The organism is Planotetraspora mira (assembly GCF_016863275.1).
GTDB classification, from domain to species: Bacteria; Actinomycetota; Actinomycetes; order Streptosporangiales; family Streptosporangiaceae; genus Planotetraspora; species Planotetraspora mira.
This window is the reverse complement of record NZ_BOOO01000011.1, coordinates 39,851-56,199: the sequence shown is the minus strand read 5'-3', so window position 1 is coordinate 56,199 and position 16,349 is coordinate 39,851. Positions and strand designations below refer to the sequence as shown.

Here is a 16,349-nt window from a genome sequence, read left to right as displayed (position 1 = left end):
AGCCACCAACCCCCACGACGACACCCCCGGCTCATCAGACGACGAACAACCATCAGGCGCGGCCGCCCCCGACGACCGATCAGAACCGCCGGCACGCCCGCCCTCCGACTCCTCAGGACGGGCACTCTCAGGACAGGCCCCCTCACTCGCGACCCCCGGAAATGCATCCTCGGGGCACGCATCCTCAGCCGAGGCTTCCTCGGGACACTCCGACACCTTCAACGCCGACGTGCCATCCGACGACCACGACCTCGCCCGCGCAGCCACCTCGGCCCACCACTCCGGCCCACACGGCATTCCCCCTGACCCAGAGGAAGGACCCCGCACACGCGAACCCGACATGACACCCTCCCCCTAATCGAAAATCTGTTTGAATAATTTCACAGGATCGGGCGATCCGGCCATTGCCATTAGCGACAATTTCTCAGGCAAGACCGTCGTTAGATATCCGGACATCAACGGCACACCGTTGTCGGATTCCACTAGAGGCGGCCAATAGAGCGGACAAATCCAGCCAATTATCGGCACGTAATTCAATGGGGCCCCGGCCCGCGTCACTAGAGGGCTCCCGCCACATCAATAGACCCCGTGCCAAGCGACGCCCATGCCAAGCGACGCCCATGCCAATCGACGGCCGGTGCCAACGAACGCCGTATCAATAGACCCCATGCCAATAGACCCGTGTCGCTAGACGGCCGTGCCAAGCGAAGCTGGGTGAGGGCGCTCCCGCACAGCTAGGTGAGAGGGACGCTCCACGTCAGGCACGTGCCGCCCTGCTCCGGAGACACGGCCTCGAAGCGACCGCCTAGCCGTACAGCACGTTCCTCGAGGTTGCGCAGACCGCTGCGCCTGCCGACTTCGGGCAGCCCGACCCCGTTGTCCCGTACGACCAGGGTGAGCCGGCCGTCCGCCACCTCGACGCGGACGTCGGCGCGGCAGGCCTTGGCATGGCGGACGATGTTGGACAGGGCTTCTCGCAGCACCGCCGCCGCCTGCTCGGCCAGCTCCTCGGGCACCTGGTTGTCCAGTTGACCGTCCATCCGGAGGCCCGGCATGAAGCCGAGTCGTGTCCCGGCGTCGTCCACGAGACCGACGATCTGCGATCGGAGACCGATCTCCCCGTATTCGCGCGGCGACTGCAGGGCGAATACGGTCGAGCGGATGTGCCGGATGGTCTCGTCCAGTTCGTCGATGGCGTGGCGGAGACGGCCGGCCCCCTCGGGCCGCTCCATCATCCGCACGGTGCTCGTCAGCATCATGGCGACGGCGAACAGGCGCTGGATGACCACATCATGAAGGTCCTTGGCGATCCGGTCGCGGTCCTCGAGCAGCCTCAGCCGCTCCGCGTCCCGCCGGGACTCCGCAAGCTCAAGCGCGATCGCCGCCTGCCCGGCGAAGGCGTGCAACATCCGTGACTCCGCCCTGGTGAACGAGGTGCCGCCGGCCCGTTTGCACACGGAGAGAACGCCACGGACGGCTTCGGCCGTACCGATCGGAACCGCGACGACCGGCCCGGAGGGCATCCGCCCCATGACCACGGCCGGCATGCCCGCCTCGGCGTAGTCGGCGACCATGACGGGCCTGCCAAGCGTGAACGCCCGTCCGCCGAGTGACCCTTCGACCGGGATCTCCGCCTGCGAGATGTGTACGGCCGCCACGCCGTCGGCGATGACGACCCGCAACATCGTGCGGTCCTCCCCCGGCAGCAGGACGGCCGAGACGTCTCCGCCCGTCATCTCCCTGGCCCTGCGCGCCATGACGGCCAGCACGTCATGCGAGGAGACTCCGCACAGCAGATCGGTCGTGACCTGCGAGGACGCCTCCAGCCAGAGCTCTCTGCGCCTGCTCTCCTCGTACAGCCGGGCGTTCTCGATCGCCACACCGGCCGCGCCGGCCAACGTCATGACCATGGCCTCGTCCTGCGCGTCGAAGTCGCCGCCGCCCTGCTTCTCGACGAGACAGAGACGGCCGACGACCTGGCCTCGGACGCACACGGGAACACCCAGGAACGCCCTGGCGGAACCGTTGCGCGCGAGCCGTACCGGCCGGTGGTCCGCAGGGAGAACGCGCGGTGGTTCGAGGCCGGCGACGTCAGCGACATCGGCGACATCGCAGCCTTCCGCCGGGATCCACCGCGACGGTGCGCCGTCGACCATGCTCAAAGCTCCGAAGCGGGCGCCGACCAGGGAGGTGGCCGTCCGCACGATCCGGAACGTCACCGTCTCGGGATCGAGATCGCCGCCGACGGCGAGGAGAGCCTCCAGCAACGCGTTCACGCGGTCGCGGGAGGCCGGCACGATGTCGCGCCGCGCCTGCGGCCCCGGCTCCAGCTCCGGCTCGCCCAGCCGCATCGGGCGACGCTCTCTCTCGCCCATATCGTGAATTGTCCCACCTGCGCAGGTCAGCGCCCATCCCAAGGGGGTAATGGCGGCACCGCGCGCTCGCCCACGACCGCGCTCCCCGCGTGGACCGGGATGATGGACCTGTGCGCGCCCGCCCGGTCTCTCCGTCGCTCCTTGTGGAGGAACTCGCCGACCGCATCGCGTCCGCGCCTCGCGACTCGTGGGTGCGGGTCGCCGTCGACGGCGCACCTCCCACCCGTCCGCAAGGGCTGGCCGACGAACTCGTCACACCTCTACGCGTCCGCGGGCGCGAGGTCCTGCGTGTGTCGGCCGCCGACTTCCTGCGCCCCGCCTCACTCCGGTTCGAGTTCGGCCGTACGGATCCCGACGTGTTCTACGCCGAATGGCTGGACACCGCCGGGCTGACACGGGAGGTCCTCGGCCCGCTCGAGCCCGGCCGTACGGGCAAGGTCCTTCCCGCGCTGTGGGACAGCGCCAGGGACCGGGCCACCCGCGCCGCCTACGTGACGCTGCCGCCCGGCGGCGTCACGCTCGTGGACGGCCCGCTCCTGCTCGCCCACGGGCTGCCGTTCGACCTGACCGTGCACCTGTCGCTGTCGCCGGCCGCCCTACTCCGACGCACCGCGGCGGAGGAACAGTGGACGTTACCCGCCTACGACCGGTACGAGCGGGAGATCGAGCCCTCCCGGACGGCCGACGTGGTGATCCGCATGGAAGATCCGCGCCATCCCGCCGTGATCACCCAGGGATGAGACGGACCCGTACGCCCGTGACCACCCAAGGATGACCCGTACGCCGTGATCACCCGAGAGTGAGACGGACAGCGCGCACGGTCCGCGAGGCGGTCACATGCCGTACGCCTCCAGCAGGCGCAGCCACACCTCGCTCACCGTGGGGAACGCGGGGACCGCGTGCCAGAGGTCGTCCAGGGACACCCCGGCGGTGACGGCGATCGTCGCCCCGTGCAGCAGATCGGACGCCGCGGGAGCCACGAACGTCACACCGAGCAGCGCACGGCGGCGCTCGTCCACCACGGCCTTGGCCCGCCCGCGGTAGCCCTCGCCCATCAGGGAGCCGCCCGCCACGTCGCCCATCTCGTATTCGACCACCCGGACGTCGAACCCCTCGGACCGTGCCTGAGCCTCGGTCCGGCCCACCGCGCACACCTGCGGGTCAGTGAAGATCACCTGAGGCGAGCCGATCGGGTCGGCCAGGTCGCGCATGCCGGGGAGATCGTCCGCGGTCCCCTTGGCCCGGGCGACGATCACATCGGAACACACCCTTGCCTGATATTTCCCCATGTGGGTGAGCAGGCTGATGCCGTTCACATCGCCGACCGCGTACAGCCAGCCGTCCTCGACGCCCGTGGCCCGCATGCTGTCGTCCACGCGTACCGGCTGGTGATCGTCCAGGCCGACCGTGGACAGCCCGATGTCCGCCGTGACGGCGCGGCGCCCGGTGGCCACGAGGATCTCGTCCACCCGCAGGATCTCGCCGCCTCCCAGGTGCACGGTGATCTCTCCTCCGGGAACCGGCCGCTCCACCCGCTCCACGGTCTCCCGCATGAGGACCCGGACTCCCTGCTCGGTCAAAGAGCGAGCCACCGCCTCCCCGGCGTAGGGCTCCACCCGCTCCAGGAGAGCGCCGCCACGGACCACGAGGGTGGTCTCCTTCGCTCCCAGCCCGTGCAGCGCCTGGGCCATCTCGCAGCCCACCACGCCGCCGCCGATGACCAGCAGTCGCTGCGGTACGGCACGCACCCCGGTGGCCTCCCGGTTGGTCCACGGCCGCGCCTCGGCCAGCCCGGGGATCGGCGGGATCACCGGGCTGCTGCCGGTGGCCACCACCACCGCGTGGCGGGCGGTCAGCGTCAGAGAGGACGACGAGGAGGATCCCTCACCCGAGAGGACCTCCACCTCGCGAGGCCCCTTCAGGCGGCCCTTTCCACGGAAGAACGCCACCCCCGCCGATTCGATCCACTGGACCTGACCGCTGTCGTCGAAGTTGGAGACCATCTCGTCACGCCTGGCCAGCACGTCGTCGACGACGAGACCGCCCAGCGTGAGCCCGGGAACCCTCGCGACCTCTCCCGCGAGGTCCAGCGGGCGCAGCAGGGCCTTGCTGGGAATGCACGCCCAATACGAGCACTCCCCACCCGCCAACTCCTTCTCGATCACCGCGGCGCTCAGGCCGGCGGCCGCGATCCGTCCCGCCGCGACCTCTCCCGCCGGGCCCGCACCGATCACGATCACATCGAAGACATCAGGCATGGTCGCCCTCCACTCCTAGGCGTTCACAGGTCATGTCACAGGTCTTGTCACAGTCGTGCCGTATGTTGCCAGTCTGGCGCTACCCGGTGTCCGAGCCGTCCCACATCCCCCGATCTATCGGGGCGTGTCCATGAGCGACCAGGGCCGGGCCCCACCTCGTCCGGCAACGACCACGTCAAGGCCGTACATTTTTGGGCATGAGCAACCTGGAACGGGACCCGCAGGAGACGATTTGCGCCGGGACGGAGGCGGAGGGGCCCGTCGCGGAGCTCCTCGCCGGACGCGACGTCGTGCTCGGCGGCACCCGGGGGATGAAGGTGACCAGGACCCTGCCGAACCGAGACCGCCGGATGGTCGGGGCCTGGTGCTTCATCGACTACTACGGCCCGGCGACACACCTCATGAGCGTTCCCCCGCATCCGCACACCGGGCTGCAGACCGTCAGCTGGCTGGTCCAGGGCGAGATCCTGCATCGGGACAGCGTCGGGAGCGAGCAGCTCATCAAGCCCGGCCAGCTCAACCTCATGACGGCGGGCCGGGCGATCTCCCACTCGGAGGAGTCGCTGCGCGAGACCGTCCTGCACGGGGTGCAGCTGTGGGTCGCCCTTCCCGAGTCCCAGCGGAATGTCGCCCCGCACTTCGAGCACCATCAGGCCCTTCCCGTGCTGGGCGGCGCGGACGCGAACGTGACGGTCCTCATGGGGGAGCTGGACGGTGCGACGTCCCCCGCGCAGACCTACACCCCTCTGGTCGGAGCCGAGATCAGCCTGGACGGCGGCGCCGAGATCCGGATTCCACTGCGCCCGGACTTCGAGCACGCGGTGCTGGCGCTGACCGGCGCCTTCGACGTCGTCACCGAAACCGAAACCGAAACCGGAACCGGCACGGCCACCGGCACCGGCACCGAGGAGGCACGGGACGGCGCGGAGACCTTCCTCGAGCCCGGCCCCCTGCTCTATCTCGGCTCCGGCCGGGACCATCTCTCGCTGCGAGCCCGCCGGCCGGGGCGGCTGCTGCTTCTCGGAGGCGAGCCGTTCGAGGAAGAGATCATCATGTGGTGGAACTTCGTCGGCCGCACTCCTGAGGAGATCGCCGCATACCGCGAGGAGTGGACCACGGGAACGGATTTCGGCACCGTCGACGGGTTCGACGGGTCCCCGCTGCCCGCCCCCACCCTGCCCGTGACGCCGATGAAACCGCGTGGCCGGCACAGGTGACCGGGCCGCACGGCAAGGGCGACCTTCCGCTCCGGTGAGACCGCGCCGTACGCGGGTAACGCTGAGGACATGACCACAGAATCGGATCAGCTGGCGGATCTCGACCCGTTCGGGATCTTCGACGACGAGGCGCGACGGCTGGACCGCTTCTTCTCGTCACTCGACGAGCAGGGCTGGGACCGGCCGTCGCGGTGTGCGGGATGGACCGTCCGTGACGTCCTCGGCCACCTCGCGGGCGAGGAGCTCTACAACCACGCCTGTCTCGACGGAGACATCGCCGGATTCTTCGAGATGCTCGGCAGAGAGCGGGTGGGCCGGGGCTTCGATGTCTTCAACGAGTGGTGTGTACGGCGGCGCCAGGGGGTGCCGGTGGCGGAGGTGGTGCAGGAGTGGCGCACCAAGAACGGTGAGACCCGCCGCCGGATGCGGGCCCTCGGCCGCGACACCATGATCGCGACCTCCGTCGGCCCCTACCCGGCTGGTCTGCAGGCCTTCCACTACGCCTCGGAGTACGCGACGCATGCCGACGACGTCGGCGCACCCGTGACCGGCGAGGAGGCCGGGCCCCGGCTGGACTGGCGGACACGGGTCGGCCAGTTCGTGCTCGACGAGGTCGGATCCGGCGCTCACGTCGAAGCCGGGCCGGGGCGGGTGTCGGTGCGGATCGACAACATGAGCACCCGGATGGAGCCGGAGGAGTTCGTCGAGGCGACCGTGGGCAGGCTGCCGGACGACCATCCGCTCGATCCGCGGGTACGGAGCGCGCTCCGCTGCCTCGCATGATCTGCGCGCGGTTCAGAACGCGTTCCGGGCGAGCAGGGTGGAGAAGGTCTCCGCGCCCGCGCCGGCTGCGGAAGAGCCGGGGATGCGGTGCACCGATGCCGGAATTCCGGCTTCCGGACGCGGAGACCCAGGTAATAAGGCCGCCAGAGAGCACTCGACGGTATTCACGCCGCCGTCGGCCCCCGCCGGTCGAGCCGATCCCCGCGCCGCGGCCCCCAGGGGGGCCCGCTGAGATCGGCGTGACTCCCGCTGCGGCCACGCGGGCACCGGCCGATGCGGAGGCCAGTGCGGTGGCCGGCGCAGGGACAGGTGTCGCGGCGGAGGCCGTCGCGAGGACCGCTGCAGGATCAGCAGCCAAGCCAACGGCAACAGCAGGACCGCCGCCACAGCGAGCACGGACTGCATCGACTGCGGGGACTGCATGGACTGCATCGACTGCATCGACTGCATGGCCGTCACCGACGCCACGGAGGTCACCGGGGTCATGGCCGACTCGGCCGACATCGAAGACATCGACGAGATCGACGACATGGACGGGATCGCCAGGACTGAGGGCGCCGCGGAGATGATCTCCCGCTCACCGCCGGGCCGGGCGCCGCGGAAGCGGATCGACGCGGCCCTGGACACCGGACGGGTGCCCTGTGCCGCCGGCCGGGCAGCGCCGGGCCGTACGGATGGACGCCGGGCTCGCCGATGTGCGGCGGGCCGCCTGCGACGGTCGTCCGGCCACGATCTCCTCGACGGACCGGTAGCCCGGCGCAGCGCCGGAGCGGAAATGGCGGGTGCGGCATTCACACCCGGTAAGACAGGGTCCATGACTCTGAGTATGAACTCCTGTTGACATGTCATGCGCACTGATAAATGCCTCATGTGGAATCCCCACGCAAGTCAGCCCGTGGAGGCGGTTTGCCGGGGGGATCCGGACGTGTCGCTCATCCAATCGTGCAGGCGATTGGCGGCGTCACGTCAACCATGCACCGAGATCGGCCACAATCGCAATCAGGCGCGCCAGACCCATTCATTTAGCACCCTGCAGATGATTTATCCCGAAACCTAAGCGGCAAATCCCATATTTCGTGATAACTCGGCGACATTCTCTCGCCGTCGTCGTCAGCTCTCGTCGATCACGGGCGCGCTCTCGACTGCCTTCGCCCTCTGTACGGCTTTCGCCCCCGACCAGATCGGCAGTGTGAGGGTCATCGTGGTGCCGCCCCCGGGCGTCTCCTCGGGCACGAGGGTCCCGCCCATGGCCTCCGCCAGACCACGTGACAACGCCAGCCCGAGCCCGACGCCGGTGTGGTTGTCTCGGTCGCCGAGCCGCTGGAACGGCATGAACACCCGATCGTGGTCCTCGGGCGGGATACCGGGCCCCCGATCGATGACCCGGACCTGGACCTGGTCGCCGTACCAGCTCGCGGTGACCAGCGTCCGATCGCCCTCCGGGCTGTAGCGGACCGCGTTGGACATGACGTTGACGAGGATCCGCTCGAGCAGGGCCGGGTCGGCGATCACTTCCGGGAAGTCCGGCGAGATCTCGGCCCGGACCCGGTCGCTCAGATGACCGAGATCGTCGACGGCCCGGGGGACGACCTCCTCGAGCGCCACCAACTCCGCGGAGACCCCGAGCACTCCGGCCTGGAGGCGGCTCATGTCGAGCAGGTTCACCACGAGCCGGTTGAGCTTGACCAGGGACTCGTCGGCCGTGGCGAGCAGCTCGGCACGGTCCTCCAACGACCATTCGATGTCCGTGCTGCGCAGGCTCTCCACAGCGGCCTTGGCCGAGGCCAGCGGCGTCCTGAGGTCGTGACTGACGGCGGCGAGCAGCGCCGTGCGCATCCTGTCCGCCTCCGCGAGGGGCCTGACCTGCTCGGCCTCCCGCTCCAGCCGTTCCTGTCGCAGGACGACGGCGGCCTCGGCGGCGAAGGCCTCCACCACTCTGCGGTCGGAGGCGTCGAGCAGCCGCCCGCGCAGCGCCAGCACGAGATCGTCCGCGATCGACATCTCGGTGTCGGCGATCCCCGGACACGTGCAGGGCACCCCACCGGTGGTGGCGACGATCCGCCACGCCTTCGGCTCGGACTTGTCGCCGACGCTGGGCTCCACGTCGGGCCGCCGTTCGAGCAACGTGACCGAGGCGAGGCCGAAGATCTCCCGCAGCCGTGCGAGCAGCGACGGCAGCGCGGCCTCACCACGCAGCACGTGCCCGGCGAGCGCCGAGAGGACCTCGGCGTCGGCCCCCGCCCGGGCGGCCTCGCGGGTACGGCGGGCCGCGAGGTCGACGATCCAGCTCACCGAACCCGCCACGAGCACGAACACGATCAGGGCCAGCAGGTTCTCCGGATTGGCGATCGTCCAGGTGTGAACGGGCGGGGTGAAATACCAGTTGAGCAGGAGGAATCCGCCGACGGCCGCCGTCACGGCCGGCCACATGCCGCCCACGAGGGCCACCCCGACGACGGCCACCAGGAAGAGCAGGATCTGGCTCGGCAGGGTCAGCTCGCCGCGCAGCGGGAGCAGCGCCGCCGTCAGGGCGGGCACGCCCAGCAGGGAGAGCGCCCAGCCGGCCAGCCTCCGGTTCCTGGTCAACGAGGCCCGGGAAGGCGCGGGACGCCGTCCCTTGCTGACCTCGTCGTGCGTGATCATGTGCACGTCGATGGCGCCGGACAGCGTGGTCACGGTGAAGCCGACACCCCGTGAGACCAACTGGGCCAGGCGGCCGCGCCGGGAGACCCCCAGCACGAGCTGGGTGGCGTTGACTCCCCGGGCGAAATCGAGCAGCGCGCGCGGAACGTCGCTTCCGACGACCTGGTGATAGGTCCCGCCCAGGCTCTCCACGAGCGTGCGCTGCGTGGTGAGGCCGACGGGGTCGGTGCCGCTCAGTCCGTCGGCCTGGGTGACGTGCACCGCGAGCAGATCGGCGCCCTTGGTCCTGGCCGCGATCCGCGCCGCCCGCCTGATCAGGGTGTCACCCTCGGGGCCTCCGGTCAGGGCGACCACCACCCGCTCACGTGTCTCCCACGTGCCCGCGATCCCGTGCTCGGCCCGGTAGCGGTCGAGCTGGTCGTCGACCTTCCCCGCGACCCACAGCAGCGCCAGCTCGCGCAAGGCCGTCAGGTTGCCCACCCGGAAGTAGTTCGACAGCGCCGCGTCGACCTTCTCTGGAAGGTAGACGTTGCCGTGCGCCATCCGGCGGCGTAACGCCTCCGGCGACATGTCCACCAGCTCGACCTGGTCGGCGCGCCGCACCACCTCGTCCGGCACGGTCTCCCGCTGCGGGACCCCGGTGATCTGCCTGGCGACGTCGTTGACCGACTCCAGGTGCTGGATGTTCACCGTCGAGACGACGTCGATGCCCGCCTCGAGGATCTCCTCGATGTCCTCCCACCGCTTGGCGTTGCGGGAGCCGGGGACGTTCGTGTGCGCCAGTTCGTCGAGCAGCGCCACCTTGGGACGCCGCTCGATGACCGCGTCCACGTCGAGCTCGGTGAAGGACGTCCCCCGATACAGGACGGTCCGGCGCGGGATGATCTCCATCCCCTGGAGGAGTTCGGCCGTGTGCGGGCGGTCATGGGTCTCGACGAAGCCGACGACCACGTCGCGGCCGCGCAACATCGCCCGGCGGCCTTCGCCCAGCATGGCGAACGTCTTGCCGACGCCTGGAGCCGCCCCCAGGTAGATCCGCAGTCGCCCGCGTGGCATCCAGACCCTCCCGAGCCTGTAGAGGGCGAGATCGGGCTCGAAATTCCGACCGTGGGCCCGCCCATGAATCCCCCCGGCCAATCCCAAGGTACGGCCGGCCGGGCGAGCCCCGACGAGCCGCCTCGCGCCAGCAAATCGCGGAACGCGTCCCGGCTCGGCGATATTGACGCCCCACATACGCCACTGGGCACGATTTTGACGGGTTTCTTACGAATCGTCCCACTCGTGGCCGCTCACCTGGCCTGTGGACACGCTTGGCCGGCCCCGGCCGTACAAGCCTGGGACCGGCCAAGCGGAGAGGTCAGCTACGCGAGCGGCGCAGGCCGAGGACTCCCACTGCGGTGCCGATGAGACCGACGGCGATGCCGACGGCTCCGATCGCCCGGGCGGTGGAGTCCGCGTCCGTGCCCGACGCCGCGGAGGCGTGCCCGGCTTCGCCGAGCACCGTGGCCGTGGGCGTCGCGGACGGAGCCGCTCCGTGGGCGTCGTCATCGGTCCCGGCGACCAGCTTGAGCGCGGGAACCGGGTGCTCGGCCTCGGAGCCGTCGGCCTTGGGCTCGTCGGCCCACTTCACGACCTCGCCGTTGGAGTAGGTCTGCGTGGCCGGGAAGTCCAGCTCGTCGACGGTCTTGGGCAGCGGGCCGACCGAGACCTCGAACTCCTGGAACTGACCGGCGTCGATCTTCCCGCCGCTCCAGGTGATCTTCAGGACCGACTCGGTGACCGTGTTCCCGTCGTCGTCGACGACCGGCTTGGGGAGCTTGCCCTGGGTCACCTTGACGTCCCACCCGGGGATCGGCCGGACCGAGACGAAGGGCAGCGGGTGGTCGGTCGGGAAGTCGACCTCCACCTTGGTGGTGGACGCGTTGTCGCGTTCGTTCGGCACCCGGAACGCGACCTTGGTCCAGCTGCCCTTCACGGCGGTGCCGGGGTTGATCGTGACGTGGGCGAGGGCCGGGACGGCCAGGCCGATGGTGAGGGCGAGGGCGCCTGCGGTGACGGCACCGGCACGGCGAAGCGCGGCGTTGAACGCCATGGAGATCTCCACTTCAGGAATACGGGAAGGACGATGACCCGTTCGCGGGAACGGCGACAGCGCGCGAGCCGTACCGGGGGCGTCCCTGAGCAGCCCTAGACGGAGATCACGTGAAGATCACTCGAGGATCAGGCGGTGGGTGTCCCGGCGGCGCGCGCGAGGATGCGCGGTGCGGCGGGACGAGGCGGTCCGCGGCGGGTGACGGCGTGGAGCAGCACCCGGAGCGGACGGACACGCGAGACGGTGGCCGGGAAGCGGAAGGACCGGGGCAGCACCGGCGCCGGGTCCCGGTAGAACACCGCGAGAAGGGCGCGCAACGAGCCCGTGGCGCGCGCGCCGGCCCGGCGCAGCAGCGACCACAACGCGATCTCGCCACGTGCCAGCCACCAACCGGTGATCAGCGTGGCGGTGAGGTGCGCGATGATCATGCCCAGGTCGACGCCGAGGCCGCCGTGCGCGTGGACGGCGGGAAGCGTCGGGACCACGGCCGGCGTCGTGCGTTCGAAGAGTTCGTGGAGGGACGCCTGCGCGAGGACCAGCATGACGCTGATCGTGGGGGCGCTCCGCTCGCGTCCGGCCATGCCCGCCGCGACGGCCAGCACCACGGCTCCGGCCGCGAGCGCCGTCTTCAGCGAGGGGGCGGATCCTCCGCCAAGCCGGTGCGCGACGACGGCCAGCATCACGCACACGATGGCGAAGAACGCCGATCGGGCGAGACGGAGGGGTAACCGCGCGCGCATAACGCCCCACATGGTCTCACGTCGGCCTATTGGCGCAAGCCGACTTCGCGAGTTCCCGGACAGTCAGGTCCCCGTCAAGGGAGCCAGGACACCTTGCCGCGGAGAATGCCGTACCCGACGAAGGCCACCGAGTCGATCAGCGTGTGAGCGATGACCAGCGGCATGGCACGGCCCCAGCGCTGGTACAGCCGGCCGAAGACCAGGCCCATCGCCACATTTCCGATGAATCCGCCGAAGCCCTGGTAGAGGTGATACGAACCTCGGAGCAGCGACGCGACGATCACCGAGCGCCAGGGGTTCCAGCCGCGCTGAGCGAGCCGGTGCAGGAGATACCCGCTGACCAGCACCTCTTCGAGCACACCGTTCTGGGCGGCCTCGAGGAGCAGGATCGGCACCCGCCACCACTGCGGGGGCAGCGACTCGGGAACGACGTTCAGGTTGATGCCGGACTGGAACGCCACCAGGTAGAAGGCCAGGCCGGTGCCGCCGATGGCGGCCGCGAGCGCGGCGCCCCTGAGCAGGTCCCGTCCCGGTTCGCGCAGGTCGACGCCGATCGTCCGGAAGGACTCACCCGACCGGGCCAGCAGGTAGGCGACCAGCCCAACCGGTGCCACGTTCACGGCGACCCCGGCCACCTGAAGGGTGAGGTCCAGCCAGGGCCTGCCGGGCGCGAGCGACCCGACCAGCACGGCCTGCTGCCCGCTGAGCGACTTCGGCGCGGTCAGCGCGCCGATCAGACGGATCAGCGCGAAGAGGGCGCTGGCGCCGAGTGACACGGAGAAGACGGCGATGATCTCCGGGCCGATGAGCCTGGGGGTCAGCCCGCGCAGATCGGCCGTCACCTGGGAGCCGGGCTCGGGCCCGGACTGGGGCGCCGCCGTCACCGGGCCGCGCCGTCCACGACCGGGCCCTCCGTCGCGGCGGCTACCCTGTGGCGGATGGAGGCGTCGTCGTCCATGCCCGCAGGCTAGCCGTAGAAGGGCTCAGGTGCTCGGTCGCCCCCGAGGCATCAGGAGCCCCGCGGACCGCACGACGACGCCGTCCGGCACGAGCCTGGAGGACAAGACAATGCGAGACGACGATCGATCCGCGAACCTTTCCGCAGGCGTTCCGGCCGGGCTCGCGCAGACGAGGCGGGCGTTGCACGGCGTGGCCGAGCTGATCATGGCCGGCCCCCAGTACCGGATGAGCGACACCATCCGGCTGCGGGTCGTCGCCGGGGGATTCGCCACCGTGTCGACGCCTGACCTGCGCGTCGACGGCGATTCACTGGTGACCGAGACCGGAGACGTGCTTCCGCTCCACGGCGTCACCTACGCCGCGCTGGCGGAGGCGGCGGGCGTCGCGGCCGGCGCACCCGAGGGGCTCTACCACGACGGCTCCGGCGCCGACCCGAGCGAGAGCGTCGACGTCGACGCGGACGCGGCGGCTCATCTCGAGCACTGCCTCGCCAGGGGCGACACCGAGCTTCGCCGCCTGGCCTCCGCCTCCGGACAGGAGATGGCCCCCGTGCTCTGGCCGGAGCACTTCGATCTCGGCATCACCCTCGACGAGGTCAACTACGGCGTCTCCCTCGGCGACTCGGCGATCGGCGAGCCCTACGCCTACGTGGGGCCCTGGCGTCCTCGCGAGGGTGACTTCTGGAACATGCCGTTCGGCGCCGCCCGCAGGATGGCCGACCTCGGCGAGGCCGGCGATCTGGCGGCGTTCCTCGAGGAGGGCCGCCGCCGGGCGGGCGACGCGGGCTGACCCGCCCAGGCCGTACGGAGCCGCTCAGGACCGTACGGGCGGGCCGGGTCAGCCGGGTCAGGTCCCGCTCAGTACGGCAGGGCCTGGGCGGCGAACGGCGCGGCCACGAAGGGCGCCTTGAACTTCGGGAAGGCCACGGTGTTGGCGTTGCCGTCGGAGGTGAAGCGGTCGGTGGCGTTGGCGTTCAGCCAGTCCAGCCACGCGGTGGAGCAGAACTTCACGCAGTCGCCGACCTTCTCCTTGGACCGGATGCGCGGGATGCCCACCGGGTCGAAGTCCTTGGTGTACGGAGACGGCGCCGGGGTGTAGCCGGCCAGGAACACGCCGCGGAAGTCGTAGCTCGTGCCCGCCGCGGATCCCTTCATCGCCCACTTCTTGTTGTGGGGCTGGTTGCCGTACGGCAGCGCGAGCGTGACGGGCGAGAACTTGATCAGCGAGGTGACCATCTTCTGGCCCGACGCGATCTGCTCCTCGACCTCCTTCTCCGGCTTGCCGAGCAGGTTGAGGTGGTCGTGGGTGTGGTTGCCGATGTCGAACCCGTGGTCCTTGAGCCACGCGAGGACCTGCGTCTGCTCCTCCGGCTTGGCCATGCCGAACAGGTCGCGGATCACGTAGAAGGTGGCGACGGGCCGGAAGCCCGGGTGCTTCTTCGCCACGTCCATCAGGATGCCGACGGCGGTGTCGGGCATCGGATTGCCCATGCCGTCCAGGGTGAGCTGCGACGGCGAGGAGTCGTCGAAGGTCAGCACGACGGGATGCTTGCCGGCGGGGATGCCGATCTTGCCGGTGACGTACTCGGCCGCGGTGATGGGGACGTAGTCCTCCTTCGCCAGCCGCTCCAACTCGGCGCGGAACTGCTCGGGAGTGCGGTCGTCACCTGGCGGCGGGTTCTTGATGATCCGGTGATACATGATCACGGGGATCTGGCCCAGTTCGTTGGCCTTCGCCTTGGCCGCGACCTGGGTCTCGGCCTTCTTCTCCGAAGCCGCGGCGGCCATGTTGCTCGCCTTGGCACGAGCCGCGTCGACCTTGGCGTCCTTGTCTCCCCCGGACATGCACGCGGCGGACAGCGCGGCGACGCTCAGCGACGCTACCCCGACGCCGACGGCCCTGAAGCGTCCCATGGCTCCCCTTCCAACGGGCACCGGATGACGATGAGTGACTTCCTACCCGAGGTCGCGGCCAGACTCACGGAGAGTAGGACAAACATCACCTAGCGTGAATCTCCGCGAACGTTACCGACCGTAACGCTTGAAGGCCGCGTTGGGCGGCGGCCTGGGAACCATGGCCCGCTATCTGCCGGCGATCTCCCTCCCGAGCGCGCCGCCGCACCTCCCCTGTGCCACGTACGCCCCCGGACGCTCGTGCTCAGACCTGAGGTTCGGCGCTGAACACGGTCCCGTCGCCGGACAGCTCTACCGGCCCGTCCGACGCGGGCACGAACACCGACTCCCCCGGGTGCAGCTTCACCTGCGTGGCGTCCGGCCCGGAGACGGCTACGGTCCCCTCGGTGCACACCACGATCCGGGGCACCGCCCGCTCCAGGACGTGACCGTCGCCCGGGGTGATCCGGCGCAGCAGGAACTCGGGCGCGGGCGGCACGTAGGCGTCGCCCTCCTGGACGACCGGCAGCGGCTGGGCGCCGGCCTCGGTGATCCGCAGCAGTTCCTCGACGTCGATCCGCTTGCTGGTGAGCCCGGCCCTGAGCACGTTGTCCGACCCGGCCATGATCTCCACGCCGAAGCCGTCGAGATAGCAGTGGAGCACTCCGGCCCCCAGATAGAGCGCCTGGCCCGGGGCCAGCTCGTGCCGGTGCATCAGCAGCGGCGCCAGGACCGCGGGGTCCTCCGGGTACTGCCGGGCCAGCCGGCAGACCAGCTCGTAGTCGGCCTGGTGGACCGACGCCGCCGCCCACACGATCGACTCCACCAGCTCACGCTTGGAGGTGGGCCACTCCAGCAGCACGCGCAGGGCGCCGAGCACGTCGTCGGCCGACAGCCGCGACACGACCGGCCGCAGCGCCTCCACCTGCAGCCGCTCGACCAGCATCGCCGACTGGGCGGAGGGGCGGAATCCGGCCAGACCGGAGAACGGCGTCAAGGCGCAGATCATCTCGGGCTTGTGCCACGAGTCGGAGTAGTTGGAGTCTCCCCGTGCGAAGGCCTTCGCCGCCTGCTCGGAGGTGGGATGCACCTGGAGCGACAACGGCTGGTCGACCGCGATCAGCTTCATCAGGTACGGCAGGCGCCGCCCGAACCGGTCGATGACCGGCTGCCCGAGCGCGGCCTCCGGATCCGCCGCGATCACCTGGTCGAGGGTCGCCTCGGAGCCGTCCCGCACCAGGCGCGACGGGCCCGATGGGTGGGCGCCCAGCCACATCTCGGCCTCGGGGCCGGTGGCCGCCCGGCCGGTCAGGGCGGCGATGGCCGTCCGAGAGCCCCAGGCATAGTCCTTGATCGGGTTGGAGAGCGGATCCACGTGCGTCTGTCCCT

At 70.3% G+C, this 16,349-nt stretch carries 13 protein-coding genes; 5 read left to right on the top strand and 8 right to left on the bottom strand.

The features are described 5' to 3' along the window. Window positions 1-734: 734 nt before the first annotated feature. On the bottom strand, window positions 735-2,375 hold the full coding sequence (locus tag Pmi06nite_RS11200) for a sensor histidine kinase (RefSeq protein ID WP_203952862.1): 1,641 nt from the start codon (window positions 2,373-2,375) through the stop codon (window positions 735-737). Window positions 2,376-2,485: 110 nt separating this feature from the next. Here Pmi06nite_RS11200 and Pmi06nite_RS11195 point away from each other — a divergent pair, with 110 nt between their 5' ends. Beyond that, complete coding sequence (locus Pmi06nite_RS11195) at window positions 2,486-3,115, top strand: nucleoside/nucleotide kinase family protein (RefSeq protein ID WP_203952861.1); 630 nt, start codon at window positions 2,486-2,488, stop codon at window positions 3,113-3,115. Between the two features lie 93 nt (window positions 3,116-3,208). Here Pmi06nite_RS11195 and Pmi06nite_RS11190 read toward each other — a convergent pair whose 3' ends face one another. Next, window positions 3,209-4,633: a dihydrolipoyl dehydrogenase family protein gene (locus tag Pmi06nite_RS11190; RefSeq protein WP_203952860.1), complete on the bottom strand. Its 1,425-nt coding sequence runs from the start codon at window positions 4,631-4,633 to the stop codon at window positions 3,209-3,211. Between the two features lie 197 nt (window positions 4,634-4,830). On the opposite strand from Pmi06nite_RS11190, the gene Pmi06nite_RS11185 reads away from it, so the two are divergent. The 3 genes from Pmi06nite_RS11185 to Pmi06nite_RS11175 all read left to right on the top strand — a co-directional run bounded on the left by Pmi06nite_RS11185 (window position 4,831) and on the right by Pmi06nite_RS11175 (window position 7,474). Then, entirely contained in the window at window positions 4,831-5,850 is a 1,020-nt protein-coding gene (locus Pmi06nite_RS11185; RefSeq protein ID WP_203952859.1) for a pirin family protein, read from the top strand. A 69-nt stretch (window positions 5,851-5,919) separates the two neighbouring features. Beyond that, window positions 5,920-6,633 carry a maleylpyruvate isomerase family mycothiol-dependent enzyme gene (locus tag Pmi06nite_RS11180; RefSeq protein ID WP_203952858.1) on the top strand — a complete coding sequence of 238 codons (714 nt, stop codon included), beginning with the start codon at window positions 5,920-5,922 and terminating at the stop codon, window positions 6,631-6,633. A 421-nt stretch (window positions 6,634-7,054) separates the two neighbouring features. Then, entirely contained in the window at window positions 7,055-7,474 is a 420-nt protein-coding gene (locus tag Pmi06nite_RS11175; protein WP_203952857.1) for a hypothetical protein, read from the top strand. Between the two features lie 269 nt (window positions 7,475-7,743). On the opposite strand, the gene Pmi06nite_RS11170 is transcribed toward Pmi06nite_RS11175, so the two are convergent. The 4 genes from Pmi06nite_RS11170 to Pmi06nite_RS11155 all read right to left on the bottom strand — a co-directional run bounded on the left by Pmi06nite_RS11170 (window position 7,744) and on the right by Pmi06nite_RS11155 (window position 12,992). Then, a complete protein-coding gene (locus Pmi06nite_RS11170; protein WP_203952856.1) occupies window positions 7,744-10,332 on the bottom strand; it encodes a sensor histidine kinase in 2,589 nt (862 codons plus the stop codon). Between the two features lie 301 nt (window positions 10,333-10,633). After that, window positions 10,634-11,368: a YcnI family copper-binding membrane protein gene (locus tag Pmi06nite_RS11165; protein ID WP_203952855.1), complete on the bottom strand. Its 735-nt coding sequence runs from the start codon at window positions 11,366-11,368 to the stop codon at window positions 10,634-10,636. Window positions 11,369-11,496: 128 nt separating this feature from the next. Continuing rightward, window positions 11,497-12,108 (bottom strand): MFS transporter, encoded by a 612-nt coding sequence (locus tag Pmi06nite_RS11160; RefSeq protein WP_239113824.1) that lies wholly within the window; start codon window positions 12,106-12,108, stop codon window positions 11,497-11,499. A gap of 74 nt (window positions 12,109-12,182) precedes the next feature. Then, a complete protein-coding gene (locus Pmi06nite_RS11155; protein ID WP_239113823.1) occupies window positions 12,183-12,992 on the bottom strand; it encodes a CPBP family intramembrane glutamic endopeptidase in 810 nt (269 codons plus the stop codon). Between the two features lie 184 nt (window positions 12,993-13,176). On the opposite strand from Pmi06nite_RS11155, the gene Pmi06nite_RS11150 reads away from it, so the two are divergent. Next, window positions 13,177-13,857, top strand: a complete 681-nt coding sequence (locus tag Pmi06nite_RS11150) for a hypothetical protein (protein WP_203952853.1) — start codon at window positions 13,177-13,179, stop codon at window positions 13,855-13,857. 68 nt (window positions 13,858-13,925) lie between these two features. Here the strand turns inward: Pmi06nite_RS11150 and Pmi06nite_RS11145 are convergent, their stop codons facing one another. Both Pmi06nite_RS11145 and manA read right to left on the bottom strand, forming a co-directional pair. Continuing rightward, window positions 13,926-14,981: a polysaccharide deacetylase family protein gene (locus tag Pmi06nite_RS11145; RefSeq protein WP_203952852.1), complete on the bottom strand. Its 1,056-nt coding sequence runs from the start codon at window positions 14,979-14,981 to the stop codon at window positions 13,926-13,928. 244 nt (window positions 14,982-15,225) lie between these two features. Next, window positions 15,226-16,335, bottom strand: coding sequence for a mannose-6-phosphate isomerase, class I (manA, locus tag Pmi06nite_RS11140; RefSeq protein ID WP_203952851.1), 1,110 nt, complete (start codon window positions 16,333-16,335; stop codon window positions 15,226-15,228). Window positions 16,336-16,349 lie beyond the last annotated feature (14 nt).